Source organism: Bradyrhizobium sp. LLZ17 (genome assembly GCF_041200145.1).
Classification (GTDB): Bacteria; Pseudomonadota; Alphaproteobacteria; order Rhizobiales; family Xanthobacteraceae; genus Bradyrhizobium.
On the sequence record NZ_CP165734.1, the window covers coordinates 6494375 to 6513790 of the forward strand.

Annotated in this window: 22 protein-coding genes; 14 read left to right on the forward strand and 8 right to left on the reverse strand. The window is 63.9% G+C overall.

All coding sequences use genetic code 11. The features are described from left to right. Window positions 1-16: 16 nt before the first annotated feature. A complete protein-coding gene (locus AB8Z38_RS31185; protein ID WP_369721444.1) occupies window positions 17-1513 on the reverse strand; it encodes a sigma-54-dependent transcriptional regulator in 1497 nt (498 codons plus the stop codon). Between the two features lie 139 nt (window positions 1514-1652). On the opposite strand from AB8Z38_RS31185, the gene AB8Z38_RS31190 reads away from it, so the two are divergent. The 12 genes from AB8Z38_RS31190 to AB8Z38_RS31245 all read left to right on the forward strand — a co-directional run bounded on the left by AB8Z38_RS31190 (window position 1653) and on the right by AB8Z38_RS31245 (window position 13928). Next, window positions 1653-3515, forward strand: coding sequence for a M3 family oligoendopeptidase (locus AB8Z38_RS31190; RefSeq protein ID WP_369721445.1), 1863 nt, complete (start codon window positions 1653-1655; stop codon window positions 3513-3515). Between the two features lie 247 nt (window positions 3516-3762). Then, a complete protein-coding gene (locus AB8Z38_RS31195; protein WP_369721446.1) occupies window positions 3763-6624 on the forward strand; it encodes a patatin-like phospholipase family protein in 2862 nt (953 codons plus the stop codon). 93 nt (window positions 6625-6717) lie between these two features. Next, a complete protein-coding gene (locus AB8Z38_RS31200) occupies window positions 6718-6942 on the forward strand; it encodes an AbrB family transcriptional regulator (RefSeq protein ID WP_354222795.1) in 225 nt (74 codons plus the stop codon). 13 nt (window positions 6943-6955) lie between these two features. Beyond that, window positions 6956-7351 carry a type II toxin-antitoxin system death-on-curing family toxin gene (locus tag AB8Z38_RS31205; RefSeq protein WP_369721447.1) on the forward strand — a complete coding sequence of 132 codons (396 nt, stop codon included), beginning with the start codon at window positions 6956-6958 and terminating at the stop codon, window positions 7349-7351. Between the two features lie 96 nt (window positions 7352-7447). After that, window positions 7448-7600: an aa3-type cytochrome c oxidase subunit IV gene (locus AB8Z38_RS31210; protein ID WP_369721448.1), complete on the forward strand. Its 153-nt coding sequence runs from the start codon at window positions 7448-7450 to the stop codon at window positions 7598-7600. A 137-nt stretch (window positions 7601-7737) separates the two neighbouring features. Then, a complete protein-coding gene (locus AB8Z38_RS31215; protein WP_369721449.1) occupies window positions 7738-8865 on the forward strand; it encodes a Re/Si-specific NAD(P)(+) transhydrogenase subunit alpha in 1128 nt (375 codons plus the stop codon). A 10-nt stretch (window positions 8866-8875) separates the two neighbouring features. Continuing rightward, on the forward strand, window positions 8876-9193 hold the full coding sequence (locus tag AB8Z38_RS31220) for a proton-translocating transhydrogenase family protein (RefSeq protein WP_027538813.1): 318 nt from the start codon (window positions 8876-8878) through the stop codon (window positions 9191-9193). Between the two features lie 42 nt (window positions 9194-9235). After that, complete coding sequence (locus AB8Z38_RS31225) at window positions 9236-10636, forward strand: NAD(P)(+) transhydrogenase (Re/Si-specific) subunit beta (RefSeq protein ID WP_369721450.1); 1401 nt, start codon at window positions 9236-9238, stop codon at window positions 10634-10636. A 21-nt stretch (window positions 10637-10657) separates the two neighbouring features. After that, window positions 10658-11458, forward strand: a complete 801-nt coding sequence (locus tag AB8Z38_RS31230; protein ID WP_369721451.1) for an alpha/beta hydrolase — start codon at window positions 10658-10660, stop codon at window positions 11456-11458. A gap of 60 nt (window positions 11459-11518) precedes the next feature. After that, on the forward strand, window positions 11519-12616 hold the full coding sequence (locus AB8Z38_RS31235; protein WP_369721452.1) for a calcium:proton antiporter: 1098 nt from the start codon (window positions 11519-11521) through the stop codon (window positions 12614-12616). Window positions 12617-12627: 11 nt separating this feature from the next. Continuing rightward, a complete protein-coding gene (locus tag AB8Z38_RS31240; protein ID WP_369721453.1) occupies window positions 12628-12912 on the forward strand; it encodes a cupin domain-containing protein in 285 nt (94 codons plus the stop codon). Window positions 12913-13034: 122 nt separating this feature from the next. After that, the gene (locus tag AB8Z38_RS31245) at window positions 13035-13928 is read left to right on the forward strand and encodes a hypothetical protein (RefSeq protein ID WP_369721454.1); all 894 of its coding nucleotides are present in this window, start codon (window positions 13035-13037) and stop codon (window positions 13926-13928) included. Between the two features lie 27 nt (window positions 13929-13955). On the opposite strand, the gene AB8Z38_RS31250 is transcribed toward AB8Z38_RS31245, so the two are convergent. Both AB8Z38_RS31250 and rpsU read right to left on the reverse strand, forming a co-directional pair. Then, a complete protein-coding gene (locus AB8Z38_RS31250) occupies window positions 13956-14609 on the reverse strand; it encodes a tetratricopeptide repeat protein (RefSeq protein ID WP_369721455.1) in 654 nt (217 codons plus the stop codon). A gap of 127 nt (window positions 14610-14736) precedes the next feature. Continuing rightward, on the reverse strand, window positions 14737-15045 hold the full coding sequence (gene rpsU / locus AB8Z38_RS31255) for a 30S ribosomal protein S21 (protein WP_369721456.1): 309 nt from the start codon (window positions 15043-15045) through the stop codon (window positions 14737-14739). Window positions 15046-15306: 261 nt separating this feature from the next. On the opposite strand from rpsU, the gene aqpZ reads away from it, so the two are divergent. Continuing rightward, window positions 15307-16029, forward strand: coding sequence for an aquaporin Z (gene aqpZ / locus AB8Z38_RS31260; RefSeq protein WP_369721457.1), 723 nt, complete (start codon window positions 15307-15309; stop codon window positions 16027-16029). Between the two features lie 36 nt (window positions 16030-16065). On the opposite strand, the gene AB8Z38_RS31265 is transcribed toward aqpZ, so the two are convergent. Together AB8Z38_RS31265 and purE are read right to left on the reverse strand one after the other, a co-directional pair. After that, window positions 16066-17169 (reverse strand): 5-(carboxyamino)imidazole ribonucleotide synthase, encoded by a 1104-nt coding sequence (locus tag AB8Z38_RS31265; protein WP_369726652.1) that lies wholly within the window; start codon window positions 17167-17169, stop codon window positions 16066-16068. Next, complete coding sequence (gene purE / locus AB8Z38_RS31270; protein WP_369721458.1) at window positions 17170-17658, reverse strand: 5-(carboxyamino)imidazole ribonucleotide mutase; 489 nt, start codon at window positions 17656-17658, stop codon at window positions 17170-17172. Window positions 17659-17800: 142 nt separating this feature from the next. Here purE and AB8Z38_RS31275 point away from each other — a divergent pair, with 142 nt between their 5' ends. Continuing rightward, a complete protein-coding gene (locus AB8Z38_RS31275; protein WP_369721459.1) occupies window positions 17801-18511 on the forward strand; it encodes a GGDEF domain-containing protein in 711 nt (236 codons plus the stop codon). 2 nt (window positions 18512-18513) lie between these two features. On the opposite strand, the gene AB8Z38_RS31280 is transcribed toward AB8Z38_RS31275, so the two are convergent. The 3 genes from AB8Z38_RS31280 to AB8Z38_RS31290 form a co-directional block, all read right to left on the reverse strand. Beyond that, window positions 18514-18765, reverse strand: a complete 252-nt coding sequence (locus AB8Z38_RS31280) for a hypothetical protein (RefSeq protein ID WP_369721460.1) — start codon at window positions 18763-18765, stop codon at window positions 18514-18516. A 24-nt stretch (window positions 18766-18789) separates the two neighbouring features. After that, on the reverse strand, window positions 18790-19008 hold the full coding sequence (locus tag AB8Z38_RS31285; protein WP_369721461.1) for a hypothetical protein: 219 nt from the start codon (window positions 19006-19008) through the stop codon (window positions 18790-18792). Window positions 19009-19136: 128 nt separating this feature from the next. Continuing rightward, window positions 19137-19343: a YdcH family protein gene (locus AB8Z38_RS31290; RefSeq protein ID WP_369721462.1), complete on the reverse strand. Its 207-nt coding sequence runs from the start codon at window positions 19341-19343 to the stop codon at window positions 19137-19139. Between the last annotated feature and the right edge of the window lie 73 nt (window positions 19344-19416).

Consider the following 19416-nt stretch of genomic DNA (forward strand, 5'->3'; position numbering starts at 1 on the left):
CCATTCACAGTGCGGTTCAGTGCGTCTCTTCGCCGCTTTTCCCGCCATGCCCGTGCACGCCCGCCTCGTCGAGTTTGCGATAGAGCGTGGACCGGCCGATTTTGAGGCGGCGGGCGACCTCGGACATCTGTCCGCGGTAATGCGAGATGGCGAAACGGATGATCTCGTTCTCCATCTCCTCGAGCGGACGGACATCGCCGGTCGGGGTCAGCAGGGCGAGGCTTCCCGAGGAGGGAAGTGGCGCGATGGGTATTTCATTACCCGAGACCAGGGCAGGCGCCCCGATCGGCTCGATCATCAGCGGCGCGGTCGGAATGTCGGTCGCGGAATGGGGATGTGAGGCCAGCAGCGGGAAGTCCTCGAGACCCAGCTGGTCGCCTTCGCTCATGACCACGGCGCGGTAGACCGCGTTTTCGAGCTGGCGGATATTGCCGGGCCAATCCAGCTCCGCAAGGTGCGCCACGGCCTCGCCGCTGATGCCGGTGATCGCGCGGTTCTCCTCGGCGGCAAAGCGCGCCAGGAAGTGCCGCAGCAGATGCGGGATGTCCTCGCGCCGGGCCCTGAGCGAGGGGATCGTCAGCGGCAGCACATGCAGCCGATAGAACAGGTCTTCACGGAAATGCCCCTGTTTCACCCGGTCCAGAAGCTTGCGGTTGGTCGCGGAGATGATGCGGACATCGACCTTCACCGGCTTGCGGCCGCCGACCGCCTCCACCGCGCCCTCCTGGAGCGCGCGCAACAGCTTGACCTGCGCGGCCAGCGGCAGCTCGCTGACCTCGTCCAGGAACAGCGTGCCGCCATGGGCCTCGACGAACTTGCCCGCATGCCGCTCGGTCGCGCCGGTGAAGGCGCCCTTCTCATGGCCGAACAGAATGGACTCGACGAGATTGTCCGGGATCGCGCCGCAATTGACCGCGACGAAGGGCTTTGCCTTGCGCTCGCTGCTGCCGTGGATGGCGCGTGCGAACATCTCCTTGCCGACGCCGGACTCGCCTTCGATCAGCACGGGGATTGAGGAGCTCGCCGCCTTCTGCGCCGCGCGCATGACCGGCGCCATCGCCTCGGCGCGCGTGATGATGTCGGCGAAGCTCAGCCGGCCCTCGCGGCTGTGGCGGATGCGCTGCAATTCGCCCTTCAATGCGGAGGCGTTGAGCGCGTTGCGCAAGCTGACCTGGAGCCGCTCCAGGCCGACCGGCTTGACCACGAAATCGGCAGCGCCTGCGCGCATCGCCGAGATCACGTTGTCGATGCCGCCATGGGCGGTCTGTACGATCACGGGCACATTCAGCCCGGCTTCGCGGATTTTACTCAGAACGCCCATGCCGTCGAGGCCGGGCATCACGAGATCGAGCACCACGGCGTCGATGGCCGATGCATCGGGAGCAGTGAGTACGGCCAGCGCGGCGTCGCCGGATTCCACGACGATCGTCTCATAGCCGCATTTCTGCACCATGTTCTCGACCAGGCGGCGTGCCACGGCGTCGTCATCGGCAATCAAAATACTGGCAGCCATGGTGTTCCCCGCACGCTACTACTATCTGTCTCGAATCGGGGCACTCTGGCCGAAGCCGCTTAACGCACTCTTAAACCTTGCCGACCCCAGCCATTGCGATCCCTGCCATTGCGCTCGTTGAACACAGGTTTCCAACACGATGACTTCGCGCCCCTCCGCTCTCCGCAAGCCGAACACCAAAAAAGCAGCCACCAAGGCAAAACCCTCCAGCAAGCCTGCGAGCAAAACCGGCAAGCTTCCGGAGTGGAACCTCGCCGATCTCTATTCAGGGATCGATGCGCCGGAAGTGGCGCGCGATCTCGAAACCATGGACGCCGATTGCGTCGCGTTCGAGACGGACTACAAGGGCAAGCTCGCAACAGGCACAGCAAACGAACATGGCGGAAAATGGCTCGCGGAAGCCGTGCGACGCTATGAGGCGATCGACGATCTCGCCGGGCGTCTCGGCTCCTACGCCGGCCTCATCCACGCCGGCGATAGCGTTGACCCCAAGATTTCAAAGTTTTACGGCGATGTGTCCGAGCGGCTCACCGCCGCGTCGACTCATCTGCTGTTCTTCGCGCTCGAGCTCAATCGCGTCGATGACGATATTTTGACCCGCGCGATGCAGGCGCCCGAGCTTGCGCATTACCGTCCCTGGATCGAGGATCTGCGCAAGGAGAAGCCGTACCAGCTCGACGACAAGCTCGAGCAGATCTTCCTGGAGAAGGCGCAAACCGGATATTCCGCCTGGAACAGGTTGTTCGATCAGACCATCTCGGGTCTTCGCTTCAAGGTCGGATCCAAGGAGCTCGCGATCGAGCCGACGCTCAATTTCCTGCAGGACCGCGACGGCGCCAAGCGCAAGGCCGCGGCGGACGCGCTGGCGAAGACCTTCAAGGCCAATGAGCGCACCTTCGCGCTGATCACCAACACCCTCGCCAAGGACAAGGATATCTCCGATCGCTGGCGCGGCTTCAAGGATGTCGCGGATTCCCGGCATCTGAACAACCGCGTCGAGCGCGAGGTGGTGGACGCGCTGGTCGCCTCCGTACGCGCGGCCTATCCGAAACTCTCGCATCGCTACTACGCGCTGAAGGCGCGCTGGTTCAAGAAGAAGCGGCTCGCTTATTGGGACCGCAATGCGCCGCTGCCCTTTGCCGCGGCCGACACCATTGCCTGGCCCGAGGCACGCAACATGGTGCTGTCTGCCTATCGCGGTTTCTCGCCTGACATGGCCGACATCGCCGAGCGCTTCTTTACCGATCGCTGGATCGACGCTCCGGTGCGTCCCGGCAAGGCGCCGGGCGCGTTCTCGCATCCGACCACGCCGTCGGCGCATCCTTACGTGCTCATGAACTACCAGGGCAAGCCGCGCGATGTGATGACCCTCGCCCATGAGCTCGGCCATGGCGTGCATCAGGTGCTGGCGGCGAAGAACGGCGCGCTGATGGCGCCGACGCCGCTGACCTTGGCCGAGACCGCAAGCGTGTTCGGCGAGATGCTGACCTTCAGGCGGCTGCTGGCGCAGACCAAAAGCGCAAAGCAGCGCCAGGCGCTGCTCGCCGGCAAGGTCGAGGACATGATCAACACCGTGGTGCGGCAGATCGCGTTCTATTCCTTCGAGCGCGCGGTCCACACCGAGCGCAAGAATGGCGAGCTCACCGCGGCGCGGCTCGGCGAGATCTGGCTCTCGGTGCAAAACGAGAGCCTGGGTCCGGCGATCGAGATCAAGCCGGGCTACGAGAACTACTGGATGTACATCCCGCATTTCATCCATTCGCCGTTCTATGTCTACGCCTATGCCTTCGGCGATTGTCTCGTGAACTCGCTCTATGCCGTCTACGAGAACGCGGCCGAGGGCTTTGCCGAGCGCTATCTCGACATGCTCGCGGCCGGCGGCACCAAGCATTATTCCGAGCTGCTGCGCCCATTCGGGCTGGACGCCAAGGACCCGAAATTCTGGGACGGCGGCCTGTCGGTCATCGCCGGCATGATCGACGAGCTGGAGGCGATGGGTTGAGGCGGCGCTGACGTCGCCTCACCTCCCGGCTCGCTGATTTTTTCGAAGCGACGGGATTGAACGTTCACGCGGGTCGCAAGACTAACCGTGTACGGTACTCTATCGTTAAGAATGCAATTTTTGATTGTCGATTGTCTGAGTTCCCTGGCAGGGAGACGGATATGGTCGTATTGGACCTCACCTCCAGCAACCGGATACGAAACGGGCCGTCGAAGAGCAGGGATCCTGGGGCCAGCAGCACCGTGACATGCTCCTGCAGGAGCTTGACGCGATCAACACCCGTCGTCGCGCCGAAGGCCTTGCAGCCGTAAATTATGTCGACGACGACAAGCCGATCGAGACCGTCGGGCTTGCGCTTTCGGGCGGCGGCATCCGGTCCTCCGCCATTTGCCTCGGCGTGTTGCAGGCACTCAATCATCACGATCTGATCAAGCGGGTCGATTATTTGTCGACGGTTTCGGGCGGCGGTTACATCGGCTGTTCGCTCACGGCCACGATGACGAGGGCGCGTGCATTCGTCTTTGGCGGCTCTGGAGGAGGGCTTGCCAATGAAATCAGCGACACCCCCGCGGTCGGCCACATCCGCAACTATTCGAACTATCTGATCCCCGCGGGAGCGCGCGATCTCCTCACCGGAATTGCGATCGTGGTGCGCGGCCTGGTCGCCAATCTCAGTCTGACGCTTCCGGCAGTGCTCGTCGTCGCGGCCATCACGATCGTTTCCAACGCCGCCCGATCCTCGCTGTACGTGGCAGATCTGTTCGGGTTCAGAGTCGATGACGGGCAGGCGCTCGGGTGGTTCGCCAAGCTTGGAGTTGAACTTGCTTTCATCCTCCTTGGCGTCGCCATCGCTGCTGCCGCGGTGCTGATCGGCCTCGTCTACCGCCGCATCTTCAAGGTCGAGCGCCGTGATTTCTTTTCCTATGTGGCAGGGCTCGCATTGGCGATGGGGTTCGTGTGCACGATCGCACGCCATTTGAACGTCGAGCATTTTGCGCTCACGCTGGCCGCGGCGCTGTTCGGTCTGCTGGTGTTTTTTGCCTGGGCGTTGCTGCGATCGGTGATGCCCAGCACCAGAGGTGAATTCCGCGGCTATCCACCGACGGCTGGCGCCACATATCTCGTGCTGCTCGCCGTGATCTGCTTCTTTGAGTTCCAGCCGTTCATGATCGCCCAGATGTTCGACGTCGCCGAGGCCAACGCGGCGCAGTCGGGCGGCATCGTCGCTGGAGTGGCGGTCAGATGGATACAGTCGCTGGCCGCCGTCGCGGCGCCCGTTGCCGCGGCGGTCACGGTGTTCAGGCAGCAATTCGGCGAACTGCTGAAGGGCGCGGGAGCATCGGACCTGTCGTCGCGCATCCTTGCCTATGTGGCGAGAGCGGCCGTGTGGATCGCCGGCCTGGCTTTGCCGCTGCTGATCTGGATCGGATATCTCTATCTCTGCTACTGGGGCATCGCCAACGACAAGGTGCTGATCGCCAAGGACCGTCAATACGCGATGGCGGAGGAGTGGGGTGACAAGGCCGTGCAGCCGATGGCGGCGAAGGCTGCAACAAGTGTCACCGGCAACGTTCAATTCGACAGCGAGGCTCGAACGCTTTCGACGAATATCAACAGCAAGGAGGACGCCAAGCCCGGCATCGCCAAACCACCCGTCAATGCGGTCTCCCACGTTCCCCAATGGCTGTACGCGATCGGCTGCTGGTGCAAGCCGGCCGAGTACAAATGGTCGAGGTACGAGTTCGGCAACAACGTCAATTGGGCGATGGCGCGTCTCTACCTCGTCGCGGCCGTGATCTTGTTTGGATTGTCCTGGATCCTCGGACCCAATGCCAACTCGCTGCACCGTCTCTACCGCGATCGCCTGAGCAAGGCCTTCCTGTTCAATCCGAGATTCTACGCCGATGGCGAACCGGCGCCCAACGAGCCCAGCCTGGATCAGGGACGGGATTTTCTGCCGCTCGACGAGGAGAAGCTGAGCGAGCTGCTTTACCCGACGGTCTATCCCGCCGACACGGCTCCTGGCGGGCAGGCGGCAGCGGGCGTGAAATCGCCTGACCGGCTTTTGGCCTCGCCCTATCCCATCGTGAATGCCGCACTGAACATTCAAGGATCGGATTTCGCCAATCGGCGCGGCCGAAACGCCGACTTCTTCATGTTCTCGCCTTTGCATGTCGGCAGCGAGGCCACCGGCTATGCCGACACCGCGGCGTTCCCTGGTCTCGACCTTGCAACGGTGATGGCGATCTCCGGCGCTGCGGCGTCCTCGAACATGGGATCAGGCTCGATCAGGCCGCTCACGCCGACGCTGGCCTTGCTCAATGTGCGCCTCGGTTACTGGCTGAAGAATCCGCGCTACGTCTCGTCGAGCAGCAAGCCGCAGCACCACTCGACGCCGCTGTTCCTGTGGTCGGAAATCTCGGGCCGCCTCTATGAGAACGCCGACGCAGTCTATCTCACCGATGGCGGTCACATCGAGAATCTGGGCGTCTACGAATTGCTGCGCCGGCGCTGCAGGGTGATCATCGCGGTCGATGCCGAGGCCGACGCGCCGATGAACTTCACCGCGCTGGTGACCCTGCAACGATACGCACGCATCGATCTCGGGATCATCATCGACCTGCCGTGGACGCCGATCCGCGACGCGACGCGGGAGTGGATGAAGTGCAACGCCGGCAAGCCGTCGGATCCGCCGCCGCGCGCGTCGCTTGGACCGCACGTTGCGGTCGGCACCATCGACTATGGCGGCGGCGAGACGGGGTATCTCGTCTACATCAAATCGTCGCTGAGCGGGGACGAGAACGACTACATCCGCGACTACGCACGCCGCAACGACACGTTCCCGCACGAGACCACCGGCGACCAGTTCTTCTCCGAGGAGCAGTTCGAGGTCTACCGCGCGCTCGGCTTCCACATGACGCATGGCTTCCTCAACGAGGAGGCCGGCGCCGACGCGCTCGTCGTCAATGTCCCGGGCGAGCGCTGCGCAAGGCGAAGCTTCTGCGACCGTAAGGTGGACTCGATCCGGGCGGTCCGCCGCGCGCTGGGGCTGCCGGTCGAGGAGCCGCCGCCGGCCACCAGCGCAGTCGCGGCGCTGGATATGGGGTAGGACGGCGCGGGTCCAAAAGACGTAAAACATCTGTTGAACGCCCCTCTTTAAGGTGTTATACAAATGTATAACGTCAGTTTTGCGGGACGCGCCATGAAGATCGAAATCAAGAAGATCGGCAATTCGGATGGTCTGTTGCTGCCTCGCGAGTTGATGCAGCGGCTCGATCTCAAGCGTGGGCAGCAATTGCATATCGTGGAATTACCTGGAGGCGGTTTCCAGGCGCTGCCCTACGATCCTGACTTCGAGCGGACGATGGAAATCGCCGATGAGGTGATGGAGAAGTATCGCGACACGCTCGCCGCGCTCGCAAAATAATCGGCATGCGCGCATGAGTGAGCCTGAGGAGCCGCACTGGATCACCTACGAGCAGGCAATCGCCATTCACAGCCGACAACTCCGCCGTTTCGGCGGTGCGCCGGGACTGCGCGACGAAGGCATGTTGCGCTCGGCGTTGGAGAGGCCGATCAACAAATGGCGTTATGAGCAGGCGTCGCTCGACGAACTCGCCGCAGCCTATGCATTCGGGCTCGCGAAAAATCATGCCTTTGTCGACGGAAACAAGCGCATCGCTTTCATGGCGATGATGGTCTTTCTGCACAAGAACGGCGTGGCCTTCGGTCCCGATCCTGCGGAAGCGACAACCATCATCCTCTCGCTTGCCGCCGGTGAAGTCAGCGAGCAGAGCCTCGGCCGCTGGATCCGCGACAATCTGGATTCCAAATGAGCCGATTTGCGGGAAAACCGCGCCTCCGTGCCGTTGCCCTGCCCGAAACTTTGCGGTATCCCAACCGTGAAATTCGACTTTCGACTGGGGACATCCATGGCTGACCATAGCGACGTGGCCTATACCACCGCCGACGGCAACGACTACGTTGCCCACGAGCAGACCTATGAGGGCTTCATCAAGCTCGTGAAGTACGGCACGGCTTCGGTCGCGCTCATCGTGATCCTGATGGCGATCTTCCTGACCTGATCTATCGTCTTTTGCACCGCCATTGTCGTCGGTGCTCAAAAAATCTGCATTCAAGCCGGTTCGAAAACCGGTATCCAACGTTGCGGGAGTAACGCTAAGTTCGCGTGCGCGCTTTTCCCCGCGTCGCCGGAGGGCCTATGAAGATCGCCGTTGCCAAGGAAATCGACCCGTCGGAGCCGCGGGTCGCCGCTTCGCCTGATACGGTGAAGAAGTTCAAGGCGCTCGGCGCCGAGATCGCGATCGAGCCCGGCGCCGGTCTCAAGTCGGGCCTGCCCGATTCCGAATTCACGGCGGTCGGAGCCAGCGTCAGCGCGGACGCGCTGAAGGACGCCGACATCATCATCAAGGTGAAGCGCCCGGAGGCGTCCGAGCTCGCGCAGTACAAGCGCGGTGCGCTCGTCATCGCCATCATGGATCCCTACGGCAACGAGGCCGCGCTGAAGACGATGGCCGATGCCGGCATCTCCGCCTTCGCGATGGAATTGATGCCGCGCATCACCCGCGCGCAGGTGATGGACGTGCTGTCGTCGCAGGCGAACCTCGCCGGCTACCGCGCCGTGATCGAGGGCGCCGAAGCTTTCGGCCGCGCCTTCCCGATGATGATGACCGCCGCCGGCACCATTCCGGCCGCCAAGGTCTTCGTGATGGGCGTCGGTGTGGCAGGGTTGCAGGCGATCGCGACCGCGCGGCGTCTCGGCGCCGTCGTCACCGCCACCGACGTCCGGCCCGCCACCAAGGAGCAGGTGGAATCGCTTGGCGCCAAATTCCTGGCCGTCGAGGACGAGGAGTTCAAGAACGCGCAGACCGCCGGCGGCTACGCCAAGGAAATGTCCAAGGAGTATCAGGCCAAGCAGGCCGCGCTCACCGCCGAGCACATCAAGAAGCAGGACATCGTGATCACGACGGCGCTGATCCCGGGCCGGCCCGCGCCGAAGCTGGTTTCGGCCGAGATGGTCAAGTCGATGAAGCCCGGTTCGGTGCTGGTCGATCTGGCCGTCGAGCGCGGCGGCAACGTCGAGGGCGCAAAGCCGGGCGAGGTCGCCGACGTCGATGGCATCAAGATCGTCGGCTACACCAACGTCGCCGGCCGCGTCGCGGCATCCGCATCCAGTCTCTACGCGCGCAACCTGTTCAATTTCATCGAGACCATGGTCGACAAGGCCAACAAGTCGCTGGCGGTGAACTGGGACGACGAACTGGTCAAGGCCACCGCGCTGACCAAAGACGGCGCCGTGATTCACCCGAACTTCCAGCCGAAAGCATAGGAGAGCCGCCATGGAGCACATTGCACAGGTCGTCGACCCCTTCGTCTTCCGGCTGTCGATCTTCGTCCTCGCCGTCTTCGTCGGCTATTTCGTGGTGTGGTCGGTCACGCCGGCGCTGCATACGCCGCTGATGAGCGTGACCAACGCGATCTCCTCGGTGATCGTGGTCGGCGCGCTGCTCGCGGTCGGGGTCGGCATGATCTCGAGCGGCTCGGGGTGGGCGCGCGGCTTCGGCTTCATCGCGCTGATCTTTGCTTGCGTGAACATTTTCGGGGGCTTCCTTGTCACCCAGCGCATGCTGGCGATGTACAAGAAGAAGGCGAAGTGAGCGGCGTGCACCTCGGGGTGACGAAGACAAAGGGGACCTGAGATGAACGCCAATCTGGCTGCAGTTCTGTATCTCGTGGCGGGTGTGCTGTTCATCCTGTCGCTGCGCGGGCTGTCCAGCCCCGCCTCATCGCGGCAGGGCAATTTCTTCGGCATGATCGGCATGGGAATCGCCGTCGCGACCACGCTGGCGAGCCATCCGCCGGCGGACGGCCTCGCCTGGATCCTCGTGATCCTGGGCATCGCCATCGGCGGCAGCGTCGGCGCAGTGATCGCCCGCCGCGTGCCGATGACATCGATGCCGGAGCTGGTCGCCGCCTTCCACTCGCTGGTCGGCATGGCCGCGGTGCTGGTCGCCGCGGGGGCGTTCTACGCGCCCGAGGCGTTCGACATCGGCACACCCGGCAACATCCATGCGCAGAGCCTGGTCGAGATGTCGCTCGGCGTCGCCATTGGCGCGCTGACCTTCACCGGCTCGGTGATCGCGTTCCTGAAGCTGTCTGCCCGCATGAGCGGCGCGCCGATCATCCTGCCATTCCGCCACATCATCAACATCGCGCTCGCCGCCGCGCTGGTGTTCTTCATCGTCGGGCTCGTCCTGTCCGGCAGCGCGCTCGACTTCTGGCTGATCGTGATCCTTGCGCTGGCGCTCGGCGTGCTCATGATCATCCCGATCGGCGGCGCCGACATGCCGGTCGTGATCTCGATGCTGAACTCCTATTCGGGCTGGGCGGCGGCCGGCATCGGCTTCACGCTCGGCAACTCCGCATTGATCATCACCGGCGCGCTGGTCGGCTCCTCCGGCGCGATCCTGTCCTACATCATGTGCCACGCGATGAACCGCTCCTTTATCTCGGTCATCCTCGGCGGCTTCGGCGGCGAGACCGCAGCAGCCGGCGGCGGAGCAGGCGGTGAGCAGAAGCCGGCCAAGCTCGGCTCGGCGGACGACGCCGCCTTCATCATGAAGAACGCCTCCAAGGTCATCATCGTGCCTGGTTACGGCATGGCGGTGGCGCAGGCCCAGCACGCGCTGCGCGAGATGGGCGACATCCTGAAGAAGGAAGGCGTCGAGGTGAAGTACGCGATCCACCCCGTCGCGGGCCGCATGCCCGGCCACATGAACGTGCTCCTGGCCGAAGCCAACGTGCCCTATGACGAGGTGTTCGAGCTCGAGGACATCAACTCCGAATTCGCGCAAGCCGACATCGCCTTCGTGATCGGCGCCAACGACGTCACCAACCCGGCCGCCGAAGAGGACAAGACCTCGCCGATCTACGGCATGCCGGTGCTCCAGGTCTGGAAGGCCGGCACGGTGATGTTCATCAAGCGCTCGCTCGCCTCCGGCTATGCCGGCATCGACAATCCGCTGTTCTATCGCGACAACACTATGATGCTGCTCGGCGACGCCAAGAAGGTAACAGAGAGCATCGTCAAGGCGATGTAGCGCCGGAGAACCGGCGCGGCGATGACATTCCTGAAATGGATCGCCATCCTCATTGCCGCCGGCTATCTCGCGGTGCTCGTCGTGCTCTACGTCAAGCAGCGCGATATGCTGTTTCCGATCCCGACCGCTGATCGCACTGCGCCTGCCGCCGCGGGATTTCCGGAGGCCGAGGAGCACGTCCTTACCACATCCGACGGCGAGAAGGTCATCGTCTGGCACGTACCGGCAAAGCCCGGCCGTCCCGTGGTGTTGTTCTTTCCAGGCAATGGCGACTTTCTCGCCGGGCGCGTCAACCGCTTCAAGGGCATCATTGCCGACGGCACCGGACTGGTGGCGCTGTCCTATCGCGGCTATGCCGGCTCGACCGGTGCGCCGAGCGAGCAGGGTCTGCTGCGGGACGGCGTGGCCGCCTACGCCTTTGCGACGGAGCGCTATGACGCAGCGCGGATCGTGGCCTGGGGCTTCTCGCTCGGGACCGGTGTCGCGGTCGCAATCGCATCCGAGCATCCGGTCGGCAAATTGATTCTGGAAGCGCCCTACACGTCGACGGTCGACGTCGCAGCGTCGCTGTTTCGCTTTGTGCCGGTGCGTCTCCTGATGCGCGATCCGTTTCACTCCGACGAGCGCATCGCGCACGTTGCGGCCCCGCTTCTGATCATGCACGGGACCAGCGATCAGGCGATCCCCATCGCGTTCGGCGAGAGATTGTTTGCGCTGGCCCGCGACCCCAAGCAGATGGTGCGGTTTCCGGGCGGGGGGCACGAAAATCTCGATGACTTTGGCGCCCTCGAGACAGCGCGGCAATTCATAAATGGCGGCTGAGGGCTGACGGGCCCGATCTTCTCGCGCATAATCGTTGTGTCAAAGCAAGGAATCGCCCGCATGAGCGCACACGGACCGATGCCGCGGTCGTCCTGGATCTTCCCCGCGCTGGCGGTGCTGCTGTTCCTGATCGTCACCGTAACCGGCTATGGCTTTACCCTGTCGGTCGGCGGGGGCGCTTTTGCGATCGTCCTTCTGGTGATCCTGTTCGGCACCGTGTTCGCGGCCGTGCACCATTCCGAGGTGATCGCGGAGCGGATCGGCGAACCCTTCGGCACGCTGCTGCTCACGCTGTCGGTCACCATCATCGAGGTCGCGCTGATCACCACGATCATGCTGGGCGACAAGCCGGCGCCCGAGCTCGCACGCGACACCGTGTTCGCAGTCGTCATGATCGTCTGCAACGGCCTGGTCGGCCTCTGCGTGTTCATCGGCGGCCTGCGCTACCGCGAGCAGGGTTTTCAGGTCTCGGGCGCCAACGTCTATCTCAGTGGGCTGATCGCGCTGGCGACCATCACATTGATCATGCCCAACTACACTCTGACGACGCCGGGCCCTTTCTATTCGACGCTTCAGCTCGGCTTTGTCGATGTCGTCACGATCGTGCTGTATGGCGTTTTTCTCTATACCCAGACCGTGCTGCACAAGGACTACTTCGTTCATGGAAAAGGCGAGGGCGGGGGTGCAGAGGCGCACCTGTCGGGCAAAATGCTTGCGCTCAGCGTCGCGCTGCTGCTGATCTCGCTACTGGCCGTCGTTCTGCTTGCCAAGAAGTTCTCGCTGGTCGTCGACGCGGTCGCCGACAGGATCGGCGCTCCGCCGGCGTTTGCTGGCCTTTTGGTCGCGCTTCTGATCCTGATGCCGGAAGGCGTTTCCGCGATCGCGGCGGCTCGCAAGAACGACCTTCAGAAAAGCATCAATCTGGCGCTCGGCTCCTCGCTTGCGACCATCGGCCTGACCATCCCGGCGGTGGGGATCGCCACCTACGCGCTCAACCAGCAACTCGTCCTGGGCTTGAACCCGGCGAACACGGCACTGCTATTCCTGACATTCTTGCTGAGCATGCTGACCTTCGGCACCGGCCGGACAAACGTGCTGTTCGGACTGGTGCATATGGTGGTATTTGCCGTCTACGTGTTCATGGTGTTCGTGCCCTAGACGAGGTTCCGATGCTTGCCGCCAGGTCCGAGGTTCAGATCGACAATGAGGAGGTCCGGGTCACCGAATGGCGGCTCGCCCCGGGCAGCGCGACCGGGCACCACACCCATGGCATGGACTATGTGATCGTTCCCGTCGTCGCCGGTGAAATGACCATCGTGGCCCCGGGCGGGGAGCGTTCCAAGGCGCAGCTTGCGGCCGGAAAGTCCTACTTTCGCAAAGCCGGCGTCCAACATGATGTGCTTAACGAAACCTCAACCGAGATCGTGTTCCTTGAGATCGAGCTGAAGCTTTAGGTGGAGCGTTGAAGCCTTGTTAAAGCCTTGGGCAGACGTTACCGATTGCCATCGATCCGTCGCAGTTGATCCCTTACTATGCCTCAAAGTTCCCGCATCAGATCGCGCGGGGAGTGGCCGGAATGCTGAAATACATCGCTAAAATCTCGATGGATATCTTCCCCTCGGTGCTCGCCACGATCATCGGGGCCTACATCGTCAATCACTACATCAACGCCCGGCCGGCGGCTGATACCCCAGCCGCTTTGGTGGCGCCTGCCCACGGCGGCAAGAACGGCAAGCCTGCCGATACGGCCAACCTCCCGACCCCCGGCGTCAAGGCCAAGGGCATTTCCGAGAAGAACGTGACGGAGAAGGCGGCAGTCGAGAAGTTGGTCGATCAGCCGGCTGCGGACGTCAAGGCCGCAGACGCCAAGGCAGCGGACGTGGCGCCGGTCGAGGCCGCTCCCGCCGGCCCACGCGGCCGGGTTTCGGCGCGCGAGAAGGCCGTCGCCAAGTCCACCCCGGCCGCTCCCGCCACCGTGCCGGTGGTTGAGGCCAGTTCGGCTCCGTCGGCCGCCCCGGCGGCTGCGGGCCCCGACGCCAACGATCTCGCGCGCGCCGCGATCGAGCGACTGCGCAAATTCCCCGAGGCCAAATCTGCCGAGAAGCCGGCTGAAGTCGCGCCGCAGGAGGCTGCTCGCGCGCCCGAAGCGCCGCGCGCCCAGGAAGCTCCGCGGCTCGTGACTGCTGTGCCCCCATTCGTGCGACCGCTACCGCCGCCGATCACGGTGTCAACGCCGTCGGTCGAGATGCCTGCGAACCCGCCTTACACGGCCTCGGTCGGCAACGACGACCCGAACCGGCTGACGCCGCCGGCCGATATCCCGGTGCCGGTGATCGCGCCGCCGCTCGATCTGCGCGCTGACGCGGGTGGCTCCGTGCCGCGGCCCAAGACCAATGTCGCCGACGACATGCTGTCCGGCGTCAAGTCGATGTTCCACGCCGTCCTGCCGAAGAACGTAACCCCCGACTAAGACCGCGCCTGACCCGCGCCAAATCTTTCAGCCGCCGACGCGGGCGAGACCGCTGCGGGCGGCCTCGTCGCGCGGGCGGAGCGAGACTGCCTTGGCGTAGGACGCCGCCGCCTTGGTTTTCTCGCCCAGCCGCTCATAGGCCTGCCCCCGCGCCGTCCAGACCTGGGCGTTCTGCGGGTCGACTTCGGAGGCCTCGTCGAGATCGGCCGCTGCCTCCTTGATCTTGCCGATGGCGAGATAGCTGATCGCGCGGCCGAGCAGCGGTTCGGCCTTCTGCGGATTGAGCCCGCTTGCGGCACCGAAATCGGCGATCGCGAAATCGTGCTCGTTGTTGCTCTGGTAGAGGAGGGCGCGGCCGTAAAGCGCCTGTGCGTTGTAGGGATCGAGCGCGACCGCGCGATTGAACTCGTCCAGCGCTGCCGCCGTCTCTCCCGATTTCGCCAAGGCCTGGGCTTTGACCGTGTGGCTCTGGGCTTCGGTGATGTTGGCAGCGCTGACTGCGCTATCCGGGGCGGCAGCTGCCGCTTTCGGTGCCTCCTGCGGCTTGTCCTTCTCGGGCGTCAGCGAGCCCAAATCGAAGGAGCAGCCGCACAGGGCGATTCCCACCAAGGTCAGCGCGAGCGGCTGACGCCAGATCTGGCGGAGCCGCAGAAAGCCGGGCTCGGGGAAAGGGTCGGCCATCTACGGTTCGCTCGCGCGCTGGTGCCGCATCTGTAGTGCCCCGTCCCAGAAAAGGCACCGCTACAAAACAATAACGCGGGCCCAGGGCCCGCGTCATCGAAAACTCAGTGTTGCGATTTCGGCAAAATCAACGCGGTCCGCGCGGACCTGCAGCAGCGCCCGCACCCGGGCCGCCACGACCGCCACGATCACCGCCAGGGCCGGCGCCGAACACCGGCTTCGGCTTCATCGGCAACAGGCCTTCGCGCTGGAGCTTCTTGCGGGCCAGCTTGCGCGCGCGGCGCACGGCTTCGGCCTTTTCGCGGGCCTTCTTCTCGGAGGGCTTTTCGTAATGGCCGCGCAGCTTCATCTCGCGGAAAATACCCTCGCGCTGCATCTTCTTCTTCAGCGCCTTGAGAGCTTGGTCGACATTGTTATCGCGAACGAGAACCTGCACGCGGCATCCTCTTCAGTGGATCGGATTTGAATTCTGGTAAGTCTAAGGGGATGGCGAAACGCCCGGCCCTTAACCTTGAGCGCGCGGATGTATCAGACAAAACCCGACATGTCCACCTGCGAACCGCTTTTTCGGGCCAAGTTACGCCATTAAATGGGGCGAAAACCCGCTGCATGGTCGCAATTTGGGTGGTTTGGCGCCAAAAGGCGGACCGTTCTCCGGAACTTGATCCGGAGGTTCTGGAAATCAGGGGAGGACGACATGGACATGAGAAAATACGCCGCGGAGGCCATCGGCACGTTCTGGCTCACATTCGCAGGCTGCGGTAGCGCGGTGATCGCGGCGGGCTTTCCGCAAGTCGGGATCGGCCTGGTCGGCGTCTCCCTGGCGTTCGGCTTAAGCGTGGTCACCATGGCTTACGCGATCGGGCACATCTCCGGCTGTCATCTCAATCCGGCCGTCACGGTCGGGCTTGCTGCCGGCGGGCGCTTTCCCGCAGGCCAGATCCTGCCTTACGTGATCGCACAGGTCTGCGGTGCGATCGTCGCCGCCGAATTGCTCTATATGATCGCCAGCGGCGCTCCCGGCTTCGACGTCACCAAGGGCTTTGCCTCCAACGGCTATGATGCGCATTCGCCCGGCCAATACAGCATGGTCGTGTGCTTCGTCACCGAAGTGGTGATGACCATGATGTTCCTGTTCGTCATCATGGGCGCGACCCACGGCCGCGCGCCTGCGGGATTTGCCCCGCTCGCGATCGGGCTCGCGCTGGTGATGATCCATCTCGTCAGCATCCCCGTCACCAACACGTCGGTGAATCCGGCGCGCAGCACCGGACCGGCGCTGTTCGTCGGCGGCTGGGCACTGGCGCAGCTCTGGCTGTTCTGGGTCGCGCCCCTGATCGGTGGCGCGCTGGGCGGCGTGATCTATCGCTGGCTCAGCGAGGAGCCCACGGGCGTCGTCGCGGGCGTGAAGACGGCATGATCGAGCAGCGGGATCGCGGCACTTGCCGCGGTCCCGTCACTTGCCTTTCGAAGGCATGACTTCGGTGACATGGCCCATCTTGCGGCCGGGGCGCGGTGCTCCCTTGCCGTAGATGTGCACGGTCGCGCCCGGCACGCTCAGCCATGTCTCGTAATCGTTGATCTCGTCGCCGATCAGATTGGTCATGGTGACGATCTCGCCGTGGCGCACCGGCTTGCCGAGCGGCCAGCCGGCAATGGCGCGGATATGCTGCTCGAACTGCGACACGGACGCGCCGTCGAGTGTCCAGTGACCGGAATTGTGCACGCGCGGGGCGATTTCGTTGACCAGCACCTTCGGTCCGGTGCCGTTGGCGAGCACGAACATCTCGACGGCCAGCACGCCGACATAGTCGAGCGCGGTTGCGATCTTGCCGGCGATGCTGCGCGCCTCTTCGGCCAACACGTTCGAAATCGGCGCGGGCGCACGGGATATCTTCAGGATGTGGTCGCGATGCTCGTTCTCGGTGACGTCGAAACACTCGACCTGGCCCGCGGCCGAGCGTGCGGCGATCACGGAGATCTCGCGCTCGAACGGCACGAAGGCTTCCAGGATCGCTAGTTTGGTGGCGAGGCTGGTCCACACCTTCGCGATGTCGTCGCCCTCGCGGATGATGGCTTGGCCTTTGCCGTCATAGCCAAAACGGCGGGTTTTCAGCACCGCCGGAAGGCCAATCCTTGCGATCGCCTCGCGCAACGATGCGACTGAGGTGACGTCGGCATAAGCGGCGGTGCCGATCCCGAGCCGCGTCACAAAATCCTTTTCGGCGAGCCGGTCCTGCGTGGTCTCGAGGATCTTGCGGTTGGGCAGCACCGGGCGGCGTGCGTCCAGCACCATGGCGGCGGCCGCCGGCACGTTCTCGAATTCGTAGGTGATGACGTCGACGTCGTTGGCGAACAGCTCCAATGCCTCGACATCGGCGTATTCCGCGCAGGTCGCGTTCAGCACGACATCGAAGGCCGGCGAATCCGGATCGGGCGAGAACACCTGGCAGCGCAGGCCGAGTCGGGCCGCCGCCATCGCCAGCATCCGGCCCAGTTGCCCGCCGCCGAGGATTCCGATGGTGTCGCCGGGCTTCAGCTTCACCTGCCTTGAGTCCAGTCACGCCTTGTCCTCCGGGCGTTCGGCGATCGCCTCGGTCTGTGCCTTGCGCCAGGCGGCGAGGCGGTCGGACAGGGCCGGATCGGACAGCGCCAGCACGGCTGCCGCAAGCAGCGCGGCGTTGATCGCACCGGCCTTGCCGATCGCCAGGGTGCCGACCGGGATGCCGGCGGGCATCTGGACAATCGAATAGAGCAGATCAATGCCCTTGAGCGTCCTGGATTCGATCGGCACACCGAACACCGGCAGTTCCGTCAGTGCCGCGGCCATGCCGGGCAGATGCGCAGCGCCGCCCGCGCCGGCAATAACGACCTTGAAACCGGCGGCCTTGGCGCCCTTGGCGAAGGTAAACAGCCGGTCCGGGGTCCGGTGGGCCGAGACGATGCGGCTCTCGCAGGCGACACCGAGCGCTGCAAGTGTGTCGGCGGCATGCCGCATGGTCTCCCAGTCCGACTGGCTTCCCATGATGATGGCGATCGGCGCGGTCATGTCGTCAATTGTGCTCGGGAAAACAGAAACATAGGCCAGATTAACGGTTCCGGCCGGCGGATCGCAAGGCGGTGGCAAGGAGAAGGGAATGCACTATCCTGTCTTGGTGAATCCCCGCAAGCGTTCATTGAGCAGGATGCCCATGAAGAAACCAACAAGGGCGACAGCTGCGAAGGCCAAAAAGGGCCGGAAAACCAGCGGGAGCCGAGCCAAAGCTGTCCCAAAGCGTGCCGTGCCGGCACCTCGCCGCGCGCTCGCAGATGACGGCGCCACGGACATCAACAAGGCGGCCATCCGCGCCCTGCGGACCAAGCTGAGAGGGGCGCTGCGGTGCATCGCGGAACTCGAAGCCGCCGCCGACACCGACTTCCTGCTCGACATTCCGAACCGGCGCGGTTTCGAGCGCGAGCTCAGCCGAGCCATCGCCTATATGAAGCGCTATCGCGCCAGCGGCGCGCTGATCGTGCTCGACGTCGACCGGCTGAAGCCGATCAACGATTCGTTCGGCCATGGCGCGGGGGATGAGGTGCTGAAGGCGATCGCCGCCACGCTGACGCGGCAAATCCGCGCCTCCGACATGGTCGGCCGTCTCGGCGGCGACGAATTTGCGCTGCTGTTGTGGAATCTCAGCGAGACCGATGCCAAGGCCAAAGCCGTGATTTTGGAGCAGGCCGTCGACGAATTGTCGTTCGTCTTTCGCGGGCAGCACGTGACGGCGGGCGCCTCCGCCGGCGTCGCGCTGCTCGGCGCGCACTCCGATGCCGCCCGCGCGCTGGAGGAGGCTGATGCTGCCATGTATGTGCGCAAAGCGCAGCGGCGGCACGAGCCGCGGATCAGGCTCGTCAGCAGCTGAGTTTACAACGTAGCCAAATCTTCCGGGACGTTGCCGAATTTGCGCAACAGCTTGGCGTCACCAAATTCGCCGGTCATGGGATCGCCGCTGCGGCTGAACGCGACCGCGCCGATATGGCCAGAACCTCGTGCCAACATCTCGGCGCGCCGCAAGGCTGCCGTCGAGGTCTGGCATTCTTCAGCCGCGCCCGCGACAGGCGATCCGTCGGCATCGATAAGAAAGGGCATTGCCACGTAATAGGTCACATCGGACATTGGCGTTGCTCCAGCATGGTGAATTCAGGCGGCGCTGCTCTTGCTCCGCATCTTGCTGCGTGAGGTCTCCGGAATGCAGCCGGCCGAGATCGCCGCCTGTAATTCCTCGAGCTCGGCTTCCAGATATTCGTTGGCCATGATCAGCGCCTTGATGGTGCTGCGCAGATTGCCGTCGCACATCGCGATGGCCTGATCGCAGGCTTGCTCATAGTGGCTGTTGTCGAAAAGGGCGGCTGCTGACATCTGCGTTTTCCTGGGCGTTGTCTTGGACGTCTTCTGGGGGCGGCGGCCCCAAAATGTTCTCTCTTTGTTCCAATCGAGTCAAGCGGATTCCAGCGCCCGCAGCTTCACCGCGGCGCGATCGCTGTGGATCAGGCGATGATGTCGGGCGTGATCTGGTCTTCGATGAAGGCGATCCGGTCCCGCAACAACAGCTTGCGCTTCTTCAACCGCTGCAACCGCAACAGGTCGGGGGCGGGCGATTGATGCAGTGCATCGATCGCCGCATCGAGATCTCGGTGTTCCTGGTGCAACCGGGCGAGTTCGGCTTCGAGCTCGCGCTCGTTTTCATTGGTCATGTCTGCGGTGGCCGAAAACCGATAGCTTGAGATTAAGGCTGTGGATGCCCTGTGGAAATTATCGTCCTTGCGC